Raw genomic sequence first — 20,024 nt, forward strand, 5'->3', positions numbered from 1 at the left:
GCTTGGGCGCTTTGCACCCTTCTGCCAACGAAACCTTTTCCACGTAAGGCCGCAGCCCCACCGGGAAACACGAGTTTACGACCCCGAAACAGGAGTTTATCGCGCCGACCGGGTATTAGGCCGCCTGAGGTTCACCGATCAGCGCCTGAACCGGAATACGCCATTCGCGAGACAGTTTGCGGATCTGCGCCACGGACAGGGCGCGTCTGCGGTTCAGCACTTCGGACGCGCGCGACCGTGATCCCAGCACTTCGGAAAGATCCGACTGGCTCAGCCCCTGCCGTTCCATCGCGAAACGGATCGCCTCGACCGGATCGTCGGCAGGCATGGGGAAATGGTCTTCCTCGTATTTCGCCAACAGCAGTCCCAGAAGTTCGAACCGATCACCGGCCTCGCTGCCCGGTTCGGGCTGGTTGTCAAAGAAGGCTTCATAGTCCGCCAAGGTCGCCTGATAGTCGGCCTCGTCGCGAAGAATATGGATGTGCATGGTCATCTGCTCCTCGGCCTAGACGGTTTCCACGTCGATGCGATCATACTCGGCGTGCGTGCCGACGAACTTCACCAGCACCTGTTTGAAGGTGTAGGAAATCCGCACCACCACCCGATACTTGTTGCCGCCGACATCAAAGATCACCCGGTTGTCGCCAACGAAATCGGCGGAACGAAAGTCGTCCCTCACATCCTGCGGAGACCGCCAGTCTGCGGACTTCACGTGATTGTACCAGCTCGTCAGCGGCCCCTTGGCCGGCGGATGACGGGTCCAGAAGGCCTGGAGTGTCTTCCGGGCGACGACATTCATGCAGCCTTATAATGCGATCCCGTTTTGGGAACAAGCCATCACTTGGTTGGGCAAGACGCCACCGCGAACCCATTCAGGTCCATGCAACGCCCCTCGACCGGGGGCGCCGCGACGCCGATGACATGGGCCAGGGTCGGGGCGATATCGACCGTGCGGATGGGCAGGAACCGCTCTTCGCCATGGGCGCCGGGCCACCAGAAGATGATCGGCACGCGACGGTCGTATTCCCACGGCGTGCCGTGACCGGCCAGGGTCGAGCCGACGCGGCCGCCGGCCGTGGTGTTTTGGGTCCAGGCGAACTGGATGTCGGGCGAGCGCTCGGCCACGGTCGACAGACGCATGCGTTCGCGCACCGTCATCATCTCCGGTTGGCGGCTGTCGGGAGAAGGCTCGGCCAGCAGCCGGTCGCGCGTCTCGGCGAAGGCCACGTCCGGCAGGGCGCGCAGCATCTCGACCGCCGCCTCCGCGACCTGGGTGCGCAACGGATCGGGCAGCGACCTGTGCTCGGCATCCGCGACCATCAGGCCGCTGCCGCCGGACTGAAGCGGATCGGCATCCAGATTGAAGCGCGTCTTCAGCGCGGCGTTGACGCCCTTGATCGCATCCATGTCTGCCCGGTGCGCCTGGGGATAGCCGTGCTCATGCAGCCGCTCGACGAAGTCCGACCCGCCATGGTCGGCCGTCAGCACCACCATCGCCCCGCCCGGAACCTGGGCCAGCTTGTCCAGGAAGGCGCCCATCGCCGCATCCAGTCGGTGCATCTGCTCGCACATCTCCGGCCCCTGGGTGCCGTACATATGGCCGATCCGGTCCGTCGCCGACAGGCTGACGCCCAGCATGTCGGTGGTCGCGCCCTGCCCCAGCTTCTGGCTGTCCAGCAGATATTCCGCCGCCTTCAGCGTCTGCTCGTCCAGCAGCGGCGAGGTGTCGAACTTCAGCCCCGCCGGCGGCAGGACGGAATGGAAGGTCTGTCCGCGAATGGTCCAGTCGCCGGCCAGCGCCTGACACTCTTCGTTCTGATAGTCCCAGGCCACCGGCGTCGCGGCCATCCAGGCATTGAAATCGGCGTTGAAGGCCGCGACGGGCGCCAGTTTGGCCTGCGCCGTCTGGCCCGGCTCGACATAGGTCGTCAGGCCGAAGCCCTCGGTGAACCAGAAGGCCTGTCCCTGATGACCGGCTAGGTTGATCGCACCGCGATCCTTGCCCGACACGGCCATGACTTTGCTGTCGGGGCTTTCCGCCTTCAGCCAGTCGCCCAGGGTCGTGACCCGCAGCTGATCCGGCCCCACCGGTCCGTTGTCGGTGTCGTCGCGACCGTGCGCCAGGTGGTTCTGTGGGGCGGCCAGGCAATAGACTTCTTTGCCGGTCTTGCCATCGATCCAGTCGTTGGCCGGGATGCCCGTCTCGACAGGATGCATGCCCGTCAGAATGGTCGAGTGGCCGGGGCAGGTCTCGGTCAGGCCGTGGGTCTGATAGCCGTTGATCGACACAAGCCCCTGGTCCGCCAAACGACGCAGGCCGCCGGTGTAACGGCTGCGATACTGGTTGAAGAGGTTGGCGCTGAACTGATCCACCACGATCGTCACGATCAGTTTCGGCGGCGTCAGGGCGGCGACGGAAGCCTGAGGGACGACCTGCTGAACCGGCGTGTCGGCCATAGAGGCGCAGGCGGCGCCCGCCATCGACAGAGCGGCCAGGAACGCAGCGGCGGCGTGACGCGACAGGGACATGCGAAGTGACTCCAACAACGGGCGACCGGCCTCTAGTCGCTACGGATTGCATCCGCGTGACAGCGCGCCGTCGCTCCTAGTGTGATTCCTTGGCCCGCAGCTTCCCGACCTGATACACGACCAGAACAACCAGCCCGCCGACGATCAGCCCGACCACTGCCGAGACCACGGCGGTCATCACCCAGAAGGCGACGCCGCCCAACGGCCCCAAAGCGGCATGAACGGCATATTCGATCTGCCCTGTCGGCACGTCCGGCCAGTGCAGGCCCAGCGTATGGGCGCCGTGAATCAATATGCCCCCGCCGACCCACAACATGGCGGCGGTGCCGATGACCGACAGGGCGCTCATCACCACCGGCATGCCCTTGACCAGGCCGCGACCCAGGGCGCGGACGCCGCCGTTTGGCCGCTGCGCCAGATGCAGGCCGATGTCGTCCATCTTCACGATCAGACCGACCGCGCCATAGACGACGATGGTCATGGCGATCCCGACCACGGCCAGGACCGCCGCCTGGGTCAGGATCGGCTGTGCCGCAACATCGGCCAGGGCGATGGCCATGATCTCGCCCGATAGGATCAGGTCGGTCCGCACCGCCCCCGCCACCGTGGTCTTCTCCAGCGCCGCCGCATCGCCCGCGACCGGCGCCGCAGTCTCGTGCCCGCCGTGGCCAAGGGCCTCCAGCAGCTTCTCCGCCCCCTCGAAACACAGGTATGTCCCGCCGCACATCAGGATCGGCGTGATGGCCCAGGGCGCGAAGGCGCTCAGCAACAGGGCCGCCGGCAGGATGAAGATCAGCTTGTTGCGGAACGACCCCAGAGCGATCTTGCCGATGATCGGCAACTCGCGGCTGGGCGACAGGCCCATGACATAGCGGGGCGTCACCGCCGCATCGTCCACCACGACCCCGGCCGCCTTGGTCGAGGCCTTGCCCGCCGCCGCACCGACATCATCCACCGACGCCGCCGCCAGCTTGGCGATGCCCGCGACATCGTCGAGCAGCGCGATCAATCCGGACGGCATGGCTCAGTCTTCCCGGCTGGGCGGCACGTTGACGCCCTGCGATTTCAGATAGGATTTGATGTTGCGCGCGGCCTGGCGGATGCGCTGCTCGTTCTCGACCATGGCGATGCGGACGAAGCCCTCGCCGTTCTCGCCGTAGCCGACGCCCGCCGCGACCGCGACCTTGGCGTGGGTCAGCAGCTGTTTGGAAAACTCCAGGCTGCCCAGATGCGCCAGGGCCGGCGGCAAGGGCGCCCAGGCGAACATGGAGGCGGCGGGCTTGGGGATGTCCCAACCCGCGCGGCCGAAGCTTTCGACCAGCACGTCGCGACGGCGGTGATAGAGTTTGCGGTTCTGCTCGACGATGTCCTGCGGTCCGTTCAGCGCCGCGCAGGCCGCCGCCTGGATGGGCGTGAACGCGCCGTAGTCGAGATAGGATTTCACCCGCGTCATGGCCGCGATCAGCTTCTTGTTGCCGACCGCGAACCCCATCCGCCAGCCGGCCATGCTGTAGGTCTTGGACAGCGAGGTGAACTCGATGGCCACGTCCTTGGCCCCTGGCACCTGCAGGATCGAGACCGTCGGCTTGCCGTCGTAATAGAGCTCGGAATAGGCCAGGTCGCTGATGATCCACAGGTCGTTCGACTTGGCGAAGTCCACGACGCGTTCGTAGAAGGCCAGGTCCACCGTCTCCGCCGTCGGGTTCGACGGATAGTTCATCACCAGGATCTTGGGCCGGGGCACGGTGAAGGCCATGGCCCGCTCCAGCGCCTCGAAATATTTCTCGTCCGGCGTGGTCGGCACGCTGCGGATCGCGGCGCCGGCGATGATGAAGCCGAAGGTGTGGATCGGATAGGATGGATTGGGCGCCAGGATCACGTCGCCCGGCTCGGTGATGGCGGTGGCCAGGCTGGCCAGCCCTTCCTTGGAGCCCATGGTGACGATCACCTCGGTCTCGGGATCCAGATCGACGCCGAAGCGGCGGCCATAGTAGTTGGCCTGGGCGCGGCGCAGGCCGGGAATGCCCCGCGACGCCGAATAACCGTGGGCGTCCGGCTTCTTCGCCACCTCGATCAGCTTGTCGATCACGTGCTGGGGCGGCGGCAGGTCCGGGTTGCCCATCCCCAGGTCGATCACGTCCTCGCCTGCCGCACGGGCCGCCGCGCGCATCGCATTGGTCTCGGCGATGACATAGGGCGGCAACCGCTTCATGCGGTAGAATTCTTCGGACATGACAGGCTCGTCGTTCGGGGTCTTGGCCGGGGGTCGGCCGTCTCTAGCGCTTAGCGCGCCTGCGGCCTCACGCAACAGCTTTGAGGGTCATTTTCACCCGCTGGACGGACGAAATCTGTGCTTGACGCAAAAACGCATTCGGAAAAGTCGCTTCCGGTTGCGATCAATAGCGCAGACGGAAGCCCGCGCTGACGGTGCGCGGCGGGCCGTAACCCGCGACGCCCGTCCCCGTTTCCGACACTTCGACGTCCGTGTCGAACAGGTTGTCCGTCGCCAGCCACAGGGTCGTGCGCGGGTTCAGCGCCCACTCTCCCCGTGCGTCCAGCGTGACGGCGGCATCCAGAACGCGGCTGTTCAGATCGTCGTCGAACCGGCTGGACTCGTAACGTGCGGCCAGGGCAAGGGTCAGTCGGTCGGTCGCGCGCCAGTCCAGCCCGGCGGTCGCACTCCATTCCGGCGCCTGGGCGGGACGCAGGCCCGTCAGTTGCGCAGCGGCCGATCCGCCGTCGATCTCGGCGTCTGTCCAGGATGCGGCGGCGTTCAGCGACAGGGCGGACGACAGGTCCACAGCCCCGGTCAGTTCCACGCCCCAGGCGTCGATGGTCCCGGCGTTCTGACGCTGACGCAGCACCCCGCCCGCCGGCACGAACCCGGCGCGCGGGAAGGTCGCGGGTCCGGTCCCGATCGTCACATTGACGATGGCGTCCTCGATCTGGTTCCAGAACACTGTGGCGCCCCAGCGCACGCCGTCGCGGTCGAACGCCAGCCCGGTCTCGATCCCTTTCAGCGTCTCGGGCGTCGGGGCGGCGTTGGCCTCGGTGATGTCGTTGCCGACGCGGAACGGCCGGTGCAGTTCGTTCAGTGTCGCGGGCCGGAACCCGGAATAGGCCGCCGCCCGCGCCGCATAGCCGCCGCCCAGATCACGCCGCACGGCTAGGCGCGCGCTGACCACCTCGCCCGACCGATCCGGGTCGTTCTCGTCCAGCAGGACAGCGCCGGTCGCCAATGTGTATTCGTTGCGGAACCCGCCCGTGTTCTCCCATCGATCGACCCGCAGGCCGCCGGCCACCAGCCATTCGGCCGCCGTCCAGGACGCATCGATATAGGCGCCCGCCACCGCCGTCTCGCCGCCCGCGCGACGGCCTCTGGCGAAGCCCGCGCCCGTGGGATTGCTGAACAGTTCGTTGGTCTCGCCGTCGTTGAAGCGCGCATCCGCGCCCACTTCCCACTCCAGCCGGCCACCCGCGAACTCCGCCATGCGACGGCGCAGGGCGGCGTTCAGCCCCCATCCTGTCGCCGGGGTCTTGTACTGATCGTTGGCCGGCGTGGTGGTCGCCCGGTCGGCCGAGACCGAGGCCGAACTGTTGGCCAGGTTGCTGTCGATCCGCCACGCCTGCAGCCGCCAGCCATAGCCATTCGCCGTCGGCGCCTGGGCGGCCGTGGCGCTGAGGCTGTGGCCGCTGGCGTTGGCGCGGGTTCCGGCCAGGCCCGATCCGCGATCCTCCTCCCAGGTCGCCGCCCGCACCGACAGGTTCGCCTGTCCAAGCGCCGTATCGACCCGCAGAGCCGCGCTGCGGCTGTCGAGATCCAGCGGCGTATCCGCCGCCCCCGCCGCCGATCCGCGCACGGGCACATAGCCGTCGCTGACCTCGCGCAGTCCGCTCAGCGTCACCGCCAGCGGCCCCAGGCGCGTGGAGGCCGACCCCGCCGCCCGAAGCCCGCCGCGTTCAGCAGTTGACACATCCAGCACGCCCCCTTCACCCCGCTCTCGCAGCGTGATCGTTCCGGTGAGTGCGCCAGCCCCGTAGGGCCCCGACCCAGCGCCCCGGATCACGTCCAGGCTTTCCAGCGATTCCGGCGTCGCCTGTGACCAGATGACCCAACCGCCGAACGGATCGTTCAGCGGCACGCCGTCCAGCAACACCAGCGTCCGCCCCGCCCCCGACGGCGCGATAGCCCTCAACGATATGCCTTGCGTCGTCGGATTGGCAGCCGCGCTGGTCGTGCGTCGAAACAGCGACACCGCCGGCACTGACCGCAGCGCCTCGTCCAGTCTCGACGATCGGGACAACACCGCCTGATCGATCCGCACCACCGAAAACGCCGCATCGGCTGCCGCCGGCGGCAGGCGGGCGGCGGTCACGACGATCTCGGGCAAGGCGACGGGGGCGACGACGGGGGGAGGAGCGTCCTGGATCATGCGCCGTCACTAGGGGCTGACGCGGTCCCATCAAAGCTTGGCTTTGCAATAAAGCCCTGCAAAATCGCCAAGCTGGCGATTGGCAGATCAACCGCCGCTCGATAACAACCCCATGGGGCAATCGAAGGGGAAGCGCGTGGGTCTGGGAACGGTCGTAAGGGCGCTGATCTTCGGCAAGGAGGCCGACCGCAAGCGACGGTCCGCCAAGGCCGCCCGCATCCGCAGCCTGCCAGACCGGCGTGTGATGGCCGACAGCTATGTTCCCGCCCTGGCGGCAGACGGCGGTCGCATCCTGTGGGTCGGGTGCCGCGAGTATACGCTGGACGACTATGCCGCACTAGAAGCCCACGGCGGCGAGGTCTGGACGACCGACATCGACGCGTCGGCCGAACGCTGGGGCCGCGAGGGCCGGCACCGCACGGGCGATGTCTGCGAGGCGGATCGGTTCTTCTCCGACATGACGTTCGACGCCATCGTCTGCAACGGCGTGCTGGGCTACGGCGTCGACAGTCCCGAGCAGCAGCGAAAGGCGTTAAAGGCGCTGGCGGCCATCCTGCGTCCCGGCGGGCGGCTGCTGCTGGGCTGGAATACCGACAAGATCGACGATCCGGTCGCGGCCGGCCTGACCGAAGCGCACTTCGAGCCGACGCCGCTGGGCGATCAAGCCACACGCGTCCGGTTCGACGCGGTGACCCATGTCTACGACAGCTTCGTCCGTAGGGCTTGAGCGCCTATCCCTGAAGCCTGGGTTGCGACCCATGTCGCGGCAGAAACCACGGCCAGTGGACCTTGGACGCAGCGCGGCTCGACAGTGACCGGTCGGCCAGGGCCTCGCGCAGGGCGTCCAATTCGGCAGCGCGCGCGATGGGGGAATGCACCCGCTCCACGAAATCCTGACCGCTGCGCGCCAGGGCCAAGCGTTCCCCCGGATTCTCGACCAGCCGGTTCATTGCCGCCGTCAGGCGCGCGGCGTCCTCGACCTCGACATAGACCGCGTGTTCGCCGCTCGCTTCGCGCAAACCGCCACGACCCGACGAGATCAGGGCCGCGCCCGCCGCATGGGCCTCCAGCGCCGCCAGTCCCAGGGCCTCGCGGACGCGTGACGGCGTCACGGCGATGGCCGCGCGACGCGTCACGTCTCTGACTTCGGCCAGCGACGCCGACTTGTAGATTTCGACCCGGTCGCCAAACCGGTCCAGCGCTTGAACCAGAGGCTCTGCCCAGGCCTGATGCTTCTCCCAATCGCCCAGCATCAACGCGCCGCGCCAGTCGGGATGACGATCCAGCGTCTCGGCAAGGGCCGTGCAGAACAGGTCCAGCCCCTTGTCCCGCATGGCGCGACCGGAGAACAGGATCAGGTTTTCGCGGACCTCCGGAGACGCACGCCAGGCCTCGATCGCGATAGGGTTGCACACGGAGGAAACCCGTCCCGCCAGACGCGGATAGTCCGTCGCGAACTCCTGACCCGCCGCCTTGCTGACAAACACCAGCCGGTCGAACCGCGCCAGACGGCGACCGTAGCGGAATGCCTCGATGGGGTTCTTGGCCGGCTTGATGCGGGTGTGGCGATAGAGGACGTGGGTCGCGCCCGGGAACTGGCGCGCCAGTTCGGACGCGGCCTTCAGCTGCTGATGATATTCGACGATGTCCGGTGATAGCGCCTTGAGGATGGAAGCCACCGCTTCGTTGCGCGCCTTGCGGCCCAGGCCAGCCGGCACGGTCAGCATGTTCAGGTCCGCGCACGGCGCCGCGCCCGCATCGCAGATCAGGGTGACCGAACGGTTCAACCGGCTGTGTGCCGACAGGGTTCGCACCACCGTCTCCATCGAGTTGGCCTTGTCGGGGCAGAAGCTGCAGCCACGAGGCAGAACGACGGCGATACGCATTGTCTAGCCTTCCTTGCGAACGCAAGCGGTCACGAAAATCTGGGGATGAACGACAGCGCCGGTCGCCCGCCGGCCTCGCGGGCCGTTGAGACCCAACAGGCGGCGCGCCTTGAACCCGGCCTTCAGCCAGGGCTCGGCCGGCGACTGCCGGACGCCCTTCACGTCGATGAAGGTGACGTCGCCATGACCCGACAGGGTGTGGAAACCGTCGGCGAAGCCCTCGATCAGATCGCCCGCCTCGAACCGCTTCACGACTGAGGCCGAAAAGGTCTCCGGCGACAGGGCGTCGATCCGCAGCAGGTTGATCGCCGCGCCATAGGTCTCTGCGCAGTCCTGGACCGGCAGATGCAGGGCGCCGTCGTGCACGAAGGCCGAACCGCCCGGCCGCGAGGTCTGAAAGTCGCTGATCACCGGATTGCCGGAATGCGGCGTCCAAGGCCCGGTCAGGCTGTCGGCCCAGGCGACGTGCAGTTCGCGCATCGCCCGATCGTCGGGCCCCGGCAGGGCGTGGAACATCCACCACCGGCCGTCGTGCTTCACCACCGTCGCGTCGATCGCCGCGGCCTCGCCGACGCGCGCGACCGCCTCCCACTGGTCCGGGAGCCGCACGCAACGATACAGTATCAGCCCGCCGCTCTTGTGGCCCTCAGGCAGCATGTAGAGTTCGCCGCCGTCCTCGATCAGGGTCGGATAGGACAGGTGCCAGGGCTCGGCCAAAGCCACGCCCTGGCCCACCAGCCGGTCATCGGCATCGTACTGGCGATAGTGAATCTCGCCACGACGCACGTGATAGTCGAACGCCTCTACAAAGACGGTCAGCACCCCGTCGCGCGTGATCCCGAACGGGTCCGCCACATAGGCGTGCGGCCCGCAGTCCGGCAGCCACGTCACCTCGTCCGCGTGCGGGGCATGGTCAATGAAACTGCTTGAGGGACGGCGGATGAAGCCCGAGCGCCAGATATCGAACATGACGACGCCCTAGCCGCCCGAAAAGGCCGGGGCCGTCGTGCCGTCGTATCCTGCAAACGCGCGCATCTGGATCCTGCCCGTCGCCGTGACACGGCGCCTTCATGACAAGGACGCCGCCGACCGGCCCTTGCCTCAGAAAAATCGTCACGGCATGGAGGGTCATGGCCGGCCTTGGCCGAACGAGAGGATTTCGCCCGTTTGACCGCGCCCGCCGCGCATCCCCTGGTCGCCGCCTATCTGGAGCAGCGTGAAGAACTGGCCCGGTTCTGCCGGGCGCGGCTGGGCGGTGCGTCGGGCGATGTCGACGACGTACTGCAGGACGTCTACCTCAAGGTCTCGGCGCTGAATCCCGACCCGCCGCCCGACAACCCGCGCGCCTTCCTTTTCAGACTGACCTCCAATCTGCTGATGGACCGCTGGCGTTCCAGCCAGCGGGCGGCCAACCGCGACACCCAGTGGCGACAGATCAATCACGAGGTCGGCGTGGCGGAAGATCTGGACGCCGCCCCTTCCGCAGAGGCCGTCGTGGCAGGCCGCGAACGGCTGGCCCGGCTAGTCGCCGCGCTGGACACCCTGCCGCCCAAGACCCAGACGATCTTTCGTCTGCACAAGTTTGACGGCGTCAGCTACGCCGACATCGCCGCCCAACTGGGCGTTTCGCGCAGCTCCGTCGAGAAACACATGATGGACGCCCTGCGCATTCTGGCCCGAAAGGTTCAGCCATGAAGACGGCCTTTTTCACCTTATTGGGGAATCAATCTGGAGGCGCGGCCTCTGCGGCGCCGTCTGGTTATCAGGAAGTCCGTTGCACGGCGGAACTCCAGGCTGGGATCGGATGACCGCAGGGACCGACATTGAGGAGAAGGCGCTGCACTGGTTCGTCACCCTGCGTGACGAGACGGCGCCCCAATCCGCGTGGCTCGATTTCCAAGCCTGGCTGGAGGTCTCGCCCGCCCATGCGCACGCCTATGACGCCGTCGAACGGCTTTGGGTTGATCTGGATGCAGCAAACATAGCCCCGATCACGGCGGCACCCGTCATCGACCTGTCCGCCGCCCGCGAACGCCGCGCCCGCCGTCGCTCGCCTTGGCTCGGCGCAGGTCTCGGCATCGCCGCCAGCGTCACCCTGGCCGTCGGTCTGTGGCTCGGGATGACACCCAACGGCCGGACCTACGCCACCACCGACGCGCCGCTTTCGGTCGCCTTGGAAGACGGTTCGCACGTCTATCTGAACCGCTATTCCAGGCTGAACGTCCGTTTCGACGACGACAGGCGATCGGTCTCCTTGGCCGAGGGCGAGGCCGCCTTCGACATCGCCCACGATCCGGCCCATCCCTTCGTGGTCGCCGCCGGCGACCATCAGGTCCAGGTGCTGGGCACCGCCTTCAACGTACTGAACCACGGCGACAATTTCGCCGTGGCGGTCCAGCGCGGGGTCGTCGCCGTGACGCCAGCTAACGCCCCGACGGCCGTGCGCCTGACCGCCGGCCAGACCCTGGAACAACGAGGCCACGCCACGCCGCGCATGAGCACCGTCTCGCCGGATCGCGCTTCCGCCTGGCGCAGCGGCGTGCTGGTCTATCGTGACCGTCCGTTGAGCGATGTGGCCGACGATCTTTCGCGTTATCTCGACAAGCCAGTCGTGCTATCGACGCCCGTTCAGGCGCTGCGTTTCACCGGCGCCCTGCGTGTAGGCGACGAGGCCGTGATGTTGCAGCAGCTCCAGGATTTCGCACCCGTTCGCGTCGAGGCCTCGACGTCCCAAGTTCGCATAAGCGCGCGTGGCGCCCGCTGAGGCCAGGCGGCCTTCCACCTCCGGCCATACCCGGTCACGCGCCGCTGCCCTGATCCCCAGCCTTGGGCTGCTTTTGATGACGGCCCTGTCGGCGCAGGCACAGGCGGCCGACACGCGAACGCTGGACTTCTACGTCCCCCGCCAGTCCGTCGATGGCGCGCTGCTCGACCTTGCGCTTCAGGCGCGCGTGTCGCTGGGCGGCAGTCTGAGCGCCTGCGCCGGAACCAGTCCGGCGCTTCATGGCCGCATGTCGCTGGGTACCGCCCTGACCCGCATCCTGGCAGGATCGGGATGCCGCCATATCATCCGGGCAGACGGCGCCGTTATCATCAGCCGTACGCCATCCCGCCCCCCATCGATCTTGGCTCCGCCGTCTCCGCGAGAACCAGCACCTCGCCCTGCGCCGACCGAAGACGTGGCCCAGGTCAGCGAGGTCGTCGTCACGGCCCCTCGCCGGCCTGAGTTGATCCAGGACTCGTCCTCAGCCATGACCGCCGTCGCTTCCGAACGGATCGGCAGATCCGGCGTCACGGGCATGCAGGGCCTGGACAGCCTGGTGTCCGGCATGACGGTGACCAACCTCGGTCCCGGCCGAAACAAGATCCTGCTGCGCGGCATCTCCGACGGCGTCTTCACCGGCCTGACCCAATCGACCGTGGGTCTGTATCTGGATTTGACCCCGGTCACCTACAGCGCGCCCGACCCGGATCTGAAACTGATCGACATCGACCGGGTCGAGGTTCTGCGCGGCCCGCAGGGCACGCTGTATGGCACCGGCCCCATCGGCGGCGTCGTCCGCATCGTGACGCGCGCGCCCGAGTTCGGTCAGGAAGACCTGTCCGTCGCCCTCACCCGCTCCCACACCAGCGGCGGCGGCGCGAACTCCGACTATTCGCTGATCGCAAACCTGCCGCTGGCGGGGGATCGCGCGGCGATCCGGGCGGCCATCTATGGCGAGACCTACAGCGGCTATATCAACGACGTCGAACTGAAGCTGCGTCGGGTCAACGACGGCACGCGGCGTGGCGGACGGGTGTCGGCGGCGCTGGAGATCGCGCCCGGCTGGACCGCGCGAGCGGGCGTCGTCCACCAGTCGATCGTGACCGAGGACACCCACTATGTGTATCGCGGCCTGGGCCCGCTGCGCCGCGCGAACCTAGTGCGCGAACCCCACCAGAACCGCTTCGATCAGGCCTCGCTGATGCTGGAAGGTCGGGGCGCCTGGGGGAATATGAATGCCTCGCTCGCGGTGGTCGAACATGGGTTCAAGAGCCGATACGACGCTTCCAGCGCCCTGCGCCGCTTTGGGTCGCCTTGGCGCATCGGCGCCTTGGACGAGAACAAGGACATCCATCTGATCGTCGGCGAGGCCAACTTCGCCTCGCCCGACGTGGGCCGCTGGCGCTGGTTGGCCGGCGGGCTGGTGTCGTCCAGCACCACCCGCACCAACCCCATCCTGTCGGCCCTGAGGCCGGCGCCGCTGACCGTCTATTCCGAGGCGCGCCGCGACAGCCTGGACGAGGCCGCCGTCTATGGCGAGGCGTCGCTTGACCTGACGCAAAAACTGACCCTGACCGCCGGTGTCCGTTATTACGCCCTCGACTACGAGACGACCTCCGAGGTGCGCCAGGGTTCGCGGCGGCGCGCCTTCGACGGGAGCGGCGCGTCCTCCGGACTGACGCCCAAGATCGCCCTGGCCTGGCAGCCCAGCGAGCGTCTGAACCTGTCGGCCCAGATCAGCCAGGGTCACCGCGCCGGGGGCTTCAACACAGCAGGCGTCATCGGCCAGGACTTCAGCGGCATGGCGGATTCACCGGCGCGCGAATACCAGCCGGACTCGCTGTGGAACCTGGAGTTCGGCGCCAAATATCGCTCGCCCGACGGACGCGCCCGCGTTCGCGCCGCCGTCTATGCCGCGCGCTGGCGCGACGTGCAGAGCGATCAGTTCCTGCCCAGCGGACTGGCCTATGTCGTCAACGTCGGCGACGGCGCCGATCTGGGGTTCGAGATCGAGGCGAACTGGAAACCGACCGAGACGCTGGAACTGTTCGCCAATGGTCTGGTCGCCGATCCCCGCATCACCGACCCCAGCGATCAGTTCGATTCCCGACGTGACGCCGGTCTGCCCGGCGTGCCCAAGGCCTCGGCCAATCTGGGTTTCACCTGGCGTCGGCCGCTCGGTGATCGCCTTCAACTGCTCGCCGACGGAGGCCTGTCATACGTCGGTTCGTCCCGTCTGACCTTCGACGGACGCCAGCAGAACCGCATGGGCGACTATGGCACGGGTCGGTTCGCGCTGGGTGTGGAGGCCTCACCCTGGGTCGCGACCCTGTTCGTCGACAACCTGTTCGACACCGAGGCCAACACCTTCGCCTACAGCGACCCCTTCCGCCTGCCTGACGCCCAGGCCGTCACTCCCTTGCGCCCCCGCACTATCGGCGTCACGCTGAGGTGGACGCCTCAATAGCGACGCCCGCCGGTTCTCAGTTCGACGCAGGACTGACGGCCGTGCGCGTGCAGTCGGCCAGGTCCCTGACCACGTGCCGACCGATGCAGAACATGTCCTCATAGCTGGGTTTGGCCGCGGCCAGGCACTGGAACAGGTTCAGCTTGGACATCTGCAAGCAGAAGGTCGCGTTCGGATCCTGCAGCACGCCGTCACTCCCATCATCCGTCACGCTTTCCCCAAGCAGCGGCCGCGCGGCGATGCTAAAGGACCGGGTCACCGCCGGCGTATAGGGCGCCGTTCCATGCGAGACGGTCGGCATGGGCGGCCGCCAGCAACAGGGCGCTCTCGTCGTTGCTCAGGATCGGCCGCATAGGCGCGAACGCCTGCAACGAAGTCCGGCGACTGCATCGCCAACACCGCGCCATAGGCAACACGGCCGCGCGCCAACTGGTCGACTTTATAGGTCGCCCCGCGCTGCAACGCCGCCTGCACCGGATCGGCGTCGGCGAAACCGCCGTCGAACGTCGCCGCATCCCGCATGAAGATCAGATAGAACGACGCCGCGCCGATCCTGGCCCTGTCGCCATCAACGTGACGGCCGATGACCGCTTCGCCGTCATCTCCGTCGAGGACAGCGGTCCCGGACTGCCCGACGCCATGACCCAGTCCGTCTTCACCGCCTTCACGCACGGTTCGGACGACACCGGCGGCACCGGCCTGGGCCTGGCGGTCGTGCGCGCAATAGCTGAAGCCCACGGCGGCTCGGCCCATTACGGGGTGGCGACCGGGCGAGGCTCGCGCGTCGAAACCCGCCTCCCCCTCGACCCCTAAAGGCCCGCGAAATCCACGGCCTTGGCGAACAGTTCGCCACGACTGGTGACATCCAGCTTGCGATAGGCGTGTTTGATATGGGTGCGCAGCGTCTCGATGGAGATGTCCTGCTTTTGAGCGATGCGCCCCGTTTCCATCCCCGCCAGCATCATGGTGACGATGTGCTTTTCACAGGGGGTGAGATGATGGATTTGAAGCATCGCTTCATAGGAGACCCGATCCGCCATTCTGTGCGCCGCGAAACCGATACTGTCGTCGTCGCCGGGTATCAGTTGCTGGCAACGCAGAAGCCATTGCCGGTCGGCGTCCATGGCGGTGACGGCATAGATCGCCTCGCCCGACACGGCGTCCCGTAGAAGTCGCGCCAGCGCCGCCGCCATCTGCGCGCTGTCGGACACCAGGTGATCGTCCACGACCCTGAACACGCCTGCCTCCTGCAACATGCGATAGGCGGCGTCGTTGGCCCAACCGATGCGTCCCGAACGCGAAAGCAGCATCCTGGCCCGGGGGTCGATATTGACCCATGCCGCAATGGCGCGGGACCATTGCGGAATGATCTCAGCGTCATCGTAGAAGTTCAGGTCCGCCTGTCGTGGATCGCAATCACCGACCTCGCCGCCGACCGCAAGAAAACCCGTTACGCCCACGATCATCGCAGCCCTCCCTCGTGACTGGGCCTCTATGCTCGAACCGTGAACAGCCATTCCGAGAGTCGAGCATTCAACGGGCACAGCTCACCCTATTGTCGTATCCAACCCTAGGAAGAATTGACATACCCGAGTTTGGGGAGAGATCGGCGCTTGCGAATACGACGCAATCAGGTTCGGTGTAGAAGCCTCGCGCCCTCCATTTACGCAGAGATCATGGGAAGCCGGCACCTGTGCCTTATTTCTCGCAATAACGATGCGAAAATTAACTAGACAATAATCGATAGTTTCTTTGACGATGCAGCGCCGCCTCCAGCGGTGAATAGATGAAGACGCCACGACATTGTGGCCCCTGCCGATCTCGTTGGCTGGGCAACAACATTGAAAAGCTGGAGGAATATTATGCGGACCTATCTTATTGCGGCGGCGACTGCTGCCGCGGCCTTGCTGGCGATGCCGGCCGTGTCGAGCGCTCAGACCAATGTGACCGTCTCGACCAGCGTGACCAACTTCTGCGGCATCGGCCTGGCCAATGTTGCGGGCGGTAACGTCGCGGTCGCCAACGGCGCACGTCAAAAGGTCACCACATTGCGTATGTCGTGCAATGCGGCGACCGGCGCCAAGCTGACCTCAAGCGCCACGAACGGCGACTTCAAGTCTTCGGCCGGCAAGCTGATCAACTACGACTGGGATCTGTCGGTGCCGGAAATCCCCACCCTGGGCTTCGCCGCCAATGACACCTATCCCGGCGAGCCGGCGATGGTCACCAACTCGGGCGGTTACAGCCAAAAGCTGGCGGACGGCGTCTACGGCGATCTGTTCCTGAACCTCTGCTACAACGTCCCCGGCGGCAGCGGCTTGGGCGGAACGCAGGGCGATCCGACCAACCCCGGCTCCTCGGGTTGCGCCGCCTCTCCCTCGGGTCCAGGCGCCGCCTCGGCTCCGGCCGGCACCTATACGGAAATCTTCAACTTCTCGCTCGATCCCGCCTGATCGTCGCGAAAGCGGGGGCCGCCTTCGGTCGGCCCCCTGCTTCTTCTTGAGGAATTCTGACAGGAAACGGGGGCAACCAATGACACGTCGTGCATTCGCTACGCTGATGGCCGCAACGGCCCTGACGACAGTTCTGATGACGGGAACGACGACGCCGGCCAAGGCCATGGACGTCTCGCCCATGGTGTCCAAGATCACGCCGTCCGGCGGCGGATCCAGCTATCGGATGACCGTCAGGAACACCAGCGCAACACCAGCCACTGTCGAGATCGAAACCTATCGTATGCAGGTGGACGAAACCGGCGCCCGTTCCCTAGTCGAGGAAGACAGGGACATCGCGGTCTTTCCCGTCCAGTCCGTCATCCCGCCCAATCGCGAACAGGTGATCCAGGTCCGCTATACCGGCGACGCCGTCGAGGAAGGACGAATGTATCTGGTCCGGGCGGCTCAGTTGCCGATCAACATGCAGACGACGCCCAGCGAAGGCGGCGCCGGGGCCGATGTCCAGGTCGCCTTCACCATCAACACCTACGTCTTCGTGGCCCCGCCTAGAGCAAGGGCTGAAATCGAGGTCACGGCCGTGTCTCGCGCGCCGAACGGCGACGTTGTACTGACCGCCCGCAACTCGGGCACCGGCTTCGCCTATATCCGGGAAGCCAAGATCATCCTGAAGACGGCGGACGGACAGTCGCACGAAGTGCCGGCCGCCGACGTCGATGTCGGCCAGGTCAGCGTGATCGCCGGCGGCGCTACGCGTCAGGTGAAGATACCGGCGGCCCTCGCCGCCTCGGCATCCGGCGACCTCACCGCTTCCATCGTGCTGCTGTGAGGGCGGGCGATGGCCCGCAAGTCCTTTAAGGGCGGGCGGTCCTGCGCGCGAACCGCATTCCGCCGCATCGGCGCCGTCGCCTGCATGGGCGGCGGCCTGGCCACCGTGGCGCACGCCGGGCCGATCCAGTTGACCGACGAAGTCATGCGGACGGCGCCTCATGACTATTCCGCCGTCGTCGCGATCGAGCGAAACGAAGGCTCCGGTGGTGCTGCGGACACCCCGGCTCCGCCCCCATCCGCAGCGCCCCCCGCTCAGGACCAGTCTCCTTCGGTCAGGCCGTCCTCGGTCTTCACGCCGATCCAGGGGCCGCTGACCTTGGACGGCAAATATCTGGGCGACATCAGCGGCGCGGTCGATAGCCAGGGCCAGGGATTGGTGGACGCAAGAGCCCTGCTCGACCTGTTGCGGCCCCAGGTCGGGTCTGATCTCCTCACCACCCTGTCAGGCCGGATCGCGACCCAGACCAAGGTCAATATGGCGGACCTGGCCAGCGACGGTTTCTCCCTGGCCTTCGATCCCCTCTCCCTGACCTTCGTGGCCACCTCCACACCAGAAAGCCGGGCGCGGCGCGATGTCGGCTTCTCCCAGAACCCGGTGATCGACCCGGCCGCCTTCGATCAGCCGGCGAACCTCTCGGCCGGCGCGAACATCGCCCTGGCCCAGCTCTATTCCCATACCGAAAGCCGATTTTCGCCGCTTCAGGGCGGGATCGACATGTTCGCCAACTTCGGCGGCTTCGACGGCGTCACCCTGACCACCGGCATCGACTATGACGGCAGCAACGACCAGGGCCGCTGGCAGCGGCGCGAAATCCGCCTGACCAAGGACATCTTCAAATCCGCCGTGCGTCTGACCGCGGGCGAGTTCGCGCCTCCCATCGACAGTTTCCAGGGCTCGCAGCGGTTTCTGGGCGTGTCGGCGGCACGGGCCTATTCCACGATCCGTCCGTTCCAGAACGTGCGCCCTGCAGGCCGCCGCCAGTTCATCCTCGACCGCCCGGCCCTCGTCGTCGTCGAGGTCAACGGCGTGGTGGTGGAGCGGATCCGCCTAGACGCCGGCCCCTATTCCATCGGCGATTTTCCTTTCGCACAGGGCGCCAATACGGTTCGCCTGCTGGTCGAGGACGACAACGGTCAGCGCGAGATCGCCGTGTTCGACCTGTTCGGCGGCGCCGGTCTTCTGGATCGCGGCGTGGTGGATTTCGGCGTTTCGGCGGGGGTGCTGGAAGAAGGCGGAAATCTTCAGTACGGCTCTACGCTGGCCGCCAGCGGCTTTGTCCGCAAGGGCCTGTCCGACGTTCTGACGGTCGGCGCCAACGCCCAGATCGCCGACCGCAAGGGCCAGGCCGGCGCAATGGCGACGTGGGGATCCAAGCTGGGTCTGGTCCAGATCAGCGGCGCCGCCAGCCATAACGGCGACACCGGCACGAACGGCTATGTCGCCTCGGTCGATTATCTTCTCGAAAGCGCGCTGGGCAAGAATGCCGATGCGCGCCTGGTGGCGTCAGCCCAGGCGACCAGCCGCTATTTTCAGAGCGCCTTCGACCCGTCCGCCTTCAACAACGAGAAGTGGCGCGCCGCCGCGCGGCTGCTGCTTCGCTTTCGCGACTATTCGATCAGTGGCGGCGCCGCCTTCGTGAAGGGTCGCGACCGCAAGGACCGCACCGATTACAGCCTGGGGCTGGGTCGCACTTTCCGCCGGTTCGCGGTCAATCTGGCCTGGCAGAGAGGGTCAACGGACGACGGTCGCGACGAGGATCGCTTCGGTCTGACGCTGACCTCGCGCTTCGGCGGACGTTGGAGCAGCACTGCACGCTACAACAGCGACATGGACTTCCGCGAGGTGGGCGTATCGCGCGCCTCATCGGGTCGTCTGAACGACCTGAGCGGCGACGTGCGGCTGTCGCAGGATCGCACCAACCAAGCGGTCACGGCCGACCTGCGCTACATCAACAATCGGTTCGACGCCGAGCTTGTATCCAACCGACTGGTGTCGTCGGAACCGGGCGGCGCGACCCGCCAGGAATCGCTATGGCGGCTGTCGACGATGATCGGCTATGCCGACGGCGCGTTCGGCGTGGGACGTTCGGCCCGCGAAGGCTTCGTCATCGCCACGCCCCACCCGACCCTGTCGCGGTCACGCATCAACCTGACGGACTCCAGCGGCTATACAGTCGCGCACAGCGGGTGGCTGGGTCCGGCGCTGGTCGGCCTGGATCGCGGCTACGGCGTCAATCGATACGAAATCGAGGCCGATCCCCTGCCCCAGGGCTATGATCTGGGCAGCGGCGTCATCAACATCTTCCCCGGCTTCGGCAACGGCTATCGCTTCGTCGTCGGCAGCGAGGCGTCGCGCACCGCGCGCGGCGTCCTGGTGTCCGCCAGCGGGCCGGTCGCCCTGGCCGGCGGCGTCATCCAGGCGGTCGACGCCCCGGCCGATGCGGAGGGCAAGCCCTTCTTCACCAACCGCTCCGGGCGATTCGTCGCCGACGGCCTGGCCCCCGGTCGCTATCGCCTGCTGATCCAGGGCGCTGTGGTGGGCGAATTCACCATTCCCGAGAAAGTGGAAGGAACAGTCGATGTCGGCGAAATCCGCACGTCTCAGCCGCCGCCGTAGCCGCAAGGGGCTATGGAACCGCAGGACGCCAGCCCTGACTTGGT

The 20,024-nt window shown here is 66.8% G+C and carries 18 protein-coding genes; 8 read left to right on the top strand and 10 right to left on the bottom strand.

What is annotated here, in order from left to right; genetic code table 11:
• Window positions 1-115 precede the first annotated feature (115 nt).
• The 6 genes from ACQY72_RS04645 to ACQY72_RS04670 all read right to left on the bottom strand — a co-directional run bounded on the left by ACQY72_RS04645 (window position 116) and on the right by ACQY72_RS04670 (window position 6,962).
• Entirely contained in the window at window positions 116-493 is a 378-nt protein-coding gene (locus ACQY72_RS04645) for a helix-turn-helix domain-containing protein (protein WP_428156092.1), read from the bottom strand.
• A gap of 12 nt (window positions 494-505) precedes the next feature.
• Window positions 506-799, bottom strand: coding sequence for a type II toxin-antitoxin system HigB family toxin (locus ACQY72_RS04650; protein ID WP_428156093.1), 294 nt, complete (start codon window positions 797-799; stop codon window positions 506-508).
• Between the two features lie 38 nt (window positions 800-837).
• Entirely contained in the window at window positions 838-2,529 is a 1,692-nt protein-coding gene (locus tag ACQY72_RS04655) for an alkaline phosphatase family protein (protein ID WP_428156094.1), read from the bottom strand.
• A 76-nt stretch (window positions 2,530-2,605) separates the two neighbouring features.
• Window positions 2,606-3,550: a DUF808 domain-containing protein gene (locus ACQY72_RS04660; RefSeq protein ID WP_428156095.1), complete on the bottom strand. Its 945-nt coding sequence runs from the start codon at window positions 3,548-3,550 to the stop codon at window positions 2,606-2,608.
• Between the two features lie 3 nt (window positions 3,551-3,553).
• On the bottom strand, window positions 3,554-4,762 hold the full coding sequence (locus ACQY72_RS04665; RefSeq protein ID WP_428156096.1) for an LL-diaminopimelate aminotransferase: 1,209 nt from the start codon (window positions 4,760-4,762) through the stop codon (window positions 3,554-3,556).
• A 163-nt stretch (window positions 4,763-4,925) separates the two neighbouring features.
• A complete protein-coding gene (locus ACQY72_RS04670) occupies window positions 4,926-6,962 on the bottom strand; it encodes a TonB-dependent receptor (protein WP_428156097.1) in 2,037 nt (678 codons plus the stop codon).
• Between the two features lie 136 nt (window positions 6,963-7,098).
• On the opposite strand from ACQY72_RS04670, the gene ACQY72_RS04675 reads away from it, so the two are divergent.
• Complete coding sequence (locus tag ACQY72_RS04675; RefSeq protein ID WP_428156098.1) at window positions 7,099-7,689, top strand: class I SAM-dependent methyltransferase; 591 nt, start codon at window positions 7,099-7,101, stop codon at window positions 7,687-7,689.
• Window positions 7,690-7,693: 4 nt separating this feature from the next.
• Here ACQY72_RS04675 and ACQY72_RS04680 read toward each other — a convergent pair whose 3' ends face one another.
• Window positions 7,694-8,848: a glycosyltransferase family 4 protein gene (locus ACQY72_RS04680; RefSeq protein WP_428156099.1), complete on the bottom strand. Its 1,155-nt coding sequence runs from the start codon at window positions 8,846-8,848 to the stop codon at window positions 7,694-7,696.
• Between the two features lie 3 nt (window positions 8,849-8,851).
• The gene (locus ACQY72_RS04685) at window positions 8,852-9,817 is read right to left on the bottom strand and encodes a glucosamine inositolphosphorylceramide transferase family protein (protein WP_428156100.1); all 966 of its coding nucleotides are present in this window, start codon (window positions 9,815-9,817) and stop codon (window positions 8,852-8,854) included.
• Between the two features lie 198 nt (window positions 9,818-10,015).
• Between ACQY72_RS04685 and ACQY72_RS04690 the strand changes: the two genes are divergently transcribed.
• The 3 genes from ACQY72_RS04690 to ACQY72_RS04700 all read left to right on the top strand — a co-directional run bounded on the left by ACQY72_RS04690 (window position 10,016) and on the right by ACQY72_RS04700 (window position 14,079).
• Entirely contained in the window at window positions 10,016-10,543 is a 528-nt protein-coding gene (locus ACQY72_RS04690; protein ID WP_428156101.1) for an RNA polymerase sigma factor, read from the top strand.
• Window positions 10,544-10,652: 109 nt separating this feature from the next.
• Window positions 10,653-11,612 (top strand): FecR family protein, encoded by a 960-nt coding sequence (locus ACQY72_RS04695; protein WP_428156102.1) that lies wholly within the window; start codon window positions 10,653-10,655, stop codon window positions 11,610-11,612.
• A gap of 76 nt (window positions 11,613-11,688) precedes the next feature.
• Window positions 11,689-14,079: a TonB-dependent receptor domain-containing protein gene (locus ACQY72_RS04700; RefSeq protein ID WP_428156103.1), complete on the top strand. Its 2,391-nt coding sequence runs from the start codon at window positions 11,689-11,691 to the stop codon at window positions 14,077-14,079.
• Window positions 14,080-14,095: 16 nt separating this feature from the next.
• On the opposite strand, the gene ACQY72_RS04705 is transcribed toward ACQY72_RS04700, so the two are convergent.
• Complete coding sequence (locus tag ACQY72_RS04705) at window positions 14,096-14,380, bottom strand: hypothetical protein (protein ID WP_428156104.1); 285 nt, start codon at window positions 14,378-14,380, stop codon at window positions 14,096-14,098.
• A gap of 32 nt (window positions 14,381-14,412) precedes the next feature.
• Here ACQY72_RS04705 and ACQY72_RS04710 point away from each other — a divergent pair, with 32 nt between their 5' ends.
• Complete coding sequence (locus ACQY72_RS04710; RefSeq protein ID WP_428156105.1) at window positions 14,413-14,892, top strand: ATP-binding protein; 480 nt, start codon at window positions 14,413-14,415, stop codon at window positions 14,890-14,892.
• Here ACQY72_RS04710 and ACQY72_RS04715 read toward each other — a convergent pair.
• Window positions 14,889-15,545 carry a response regulator transcription factor gene (locus ACQY72_RS04715; RefSeq protein WP_428156106.1) on the bottom strand — a complete coding sequence of 219 codons (657 nt, stop codon included), beginning with the start codon at window positions 15,543-15,545 and terminating at the stop codon, window positions 14,889-14,891. The two genes, ACQY72_RS04710 and ACQY72_RS04715, sit on opposite strands and share 4 nt — an antisense overlap.
• A 396-nt stretch (window positions 15,546-15,941) precedes the next feature.
• Between ACQY72_RS04715 and ACQY72_RS04720 the strand changes: the two genes are divergently transcribed.
• The 3 genes from ACQY72_RS04720 to ACQY72_RS04730 all read left to right on the top strand — a co-directional run bounded on the left by ACQY72_RS04720 (window position 15,942) and on the right by ACQY72_RS04730 (window position 19,980).
• Window positions 15,942-16,532 (top strand): hypothetical protein, encoded by a 591-nt coding sequence (locus tag ACQY72_RS04720; RefSeq protein ID WP_428156107.1) that lies wholly within the window; start codon window positions 15,942-15,944, stop codon window positions 16,530-16,532.
• Window positions 16,533-16,611: 79 nt separating this feature from the next.
• Window positions 16,612-17,361: a hypothetical protein gene (locus tag ACQY72_RS04725; RefSeq protein WP_428156108.1), complete on the top strand. Its 750-nt coding sequence runs from the start codon at window positions 16,612-16,614 to the stop codon at window positions 17,359-17,361.
• Window positions 17,362-17,370: 9 nt separating this feature from the next.
• Window positions 17,371-19,980 (top strand): fimbria/pilus outer membrane usher protein, encoded by a 2,610-nt coding sequence (locus ACQY72_RS04730; protein WP_428156109.1) that lies wholly within the window; start codon window positions 17,371-17,373, stop codon window positions 19,978-19,980.
• The last annotated feature ends 44 nt before the right edge of the window (window positions 19,981-20,024 follow it).

The sequence above is a fragment of the Brevundimonas sp. genome, assembly GCF_965279155.1.
Taxonomy (GTDB): domain Bacteria; phylum Pseudomonadota; class Alphaproteobacteria; order Caulobacterales; family Caulobacteraceae; genus Brevundimonas.

Coding starts and splice junctions, on each gene's coding strand:
- ACQY72_RS04645 (WP_428156092.1), bottom strand. CDS start 493: ATGACCATGCACATCCATATTCTTCGCGACGAGGCCGACTATCAGGCG.
- ACQY72_RS04650 (WP_428156093.1), bottom strand. CDS start 799: ATGAATGTCGTCGCCCGGAAGACACTCCAGGCCTTCTGGACCCGTCAT.
- ACQY72_RS04655 (WP_428156094.1), bottom strand. CDS start 2,529: ATGTCCCTGTCGCGTCACGCCGCCGCTGCGTTCCTGGCCGCTCTGTCG.
- ACQY72_RS04660 (WP_428156095.1), bottom strand. CDS start 3,550: ATGCCGTCCGGATTGATCGCGCTGCTCGACGATGTCGCGGGCATCGCC.
- ACQY72_RS04665 (WP_428156096.1), bottom strand. CDS start 4,762: ATGTCCGAAGAATTCTACCGCATGAAGCGGTTGCCGCCCTATGTCATC.
- ACQY72_RS04670 (WP_428156097.1), bottom strand. CDS start 6,962: ATGATCCAGGACGCTCCTCCCCCCGTCGTCGCCCCCGTCGCCTTGCCC.
- ACQY72_RS04680 (WP_428156099.1), bottom strand. CDS start 8,848: ATGCGTATCGCCGTCGTTCTGCCTCGTGGCTGCAGCTTCTGCCCCGAC.
- ACQY72_RS04685 (WP_428156100.1), bottom strand. CDS start 9,817: ATGTTCGATATCTGGCGCTCGGGCTTCATCCGCCGTCCCTCAAGCAGT.
- ACQY72_RS04695 (WP_428156102.1), top strand. CDS start 10,653: ATGACCGCAGGGACCGACATTGAGGAGAAGGCGCTGCACTGGTTCGTC.
- ACQY72_RS04700 (WP_428156103.1), top strand. CDS start 11,689: ATGACGGCCCTGTCGGCGCAGGCACAGGCGGCCGACACGCGAACGCTG.
- ACQY72_RS04705 (WP_428156104.1), bottom strand. CDS start 14,380: ATGCCGACCGTCTCGCATGGAACGGCGCCCTATACGCCGGCGGTGACC.
- ACQY72_RS04715 (WP_428156106.1), bottom strand. CDS start 15,545: ATGATCGTGGGCGTAACGGGTTTTCTTGCGGTCGGCGGCGAGGTCGGT.
- ACQY72_RS04720 (WP_428156107.1), top strand. CDS start 15,942: ATGCGGACCTATCTTATTGCGGCGGCGACTGCTGCCGCGGCCTTGCTG.
- ACQY72_RS04725 (WP_428156108.1), top strand. CDS start 16,612: ATGACACGTCGTGCATTCGCTACGCTGATGGCCGCAACGGCCCTGACG.
- ACQY72_RS04730 (WP_428156109.1), top strand. CDS start 17,371: ATGGCCCGCAAGTCCTTTAAGGGCGGGCGGTCCTGCGCGCGAACCGCA.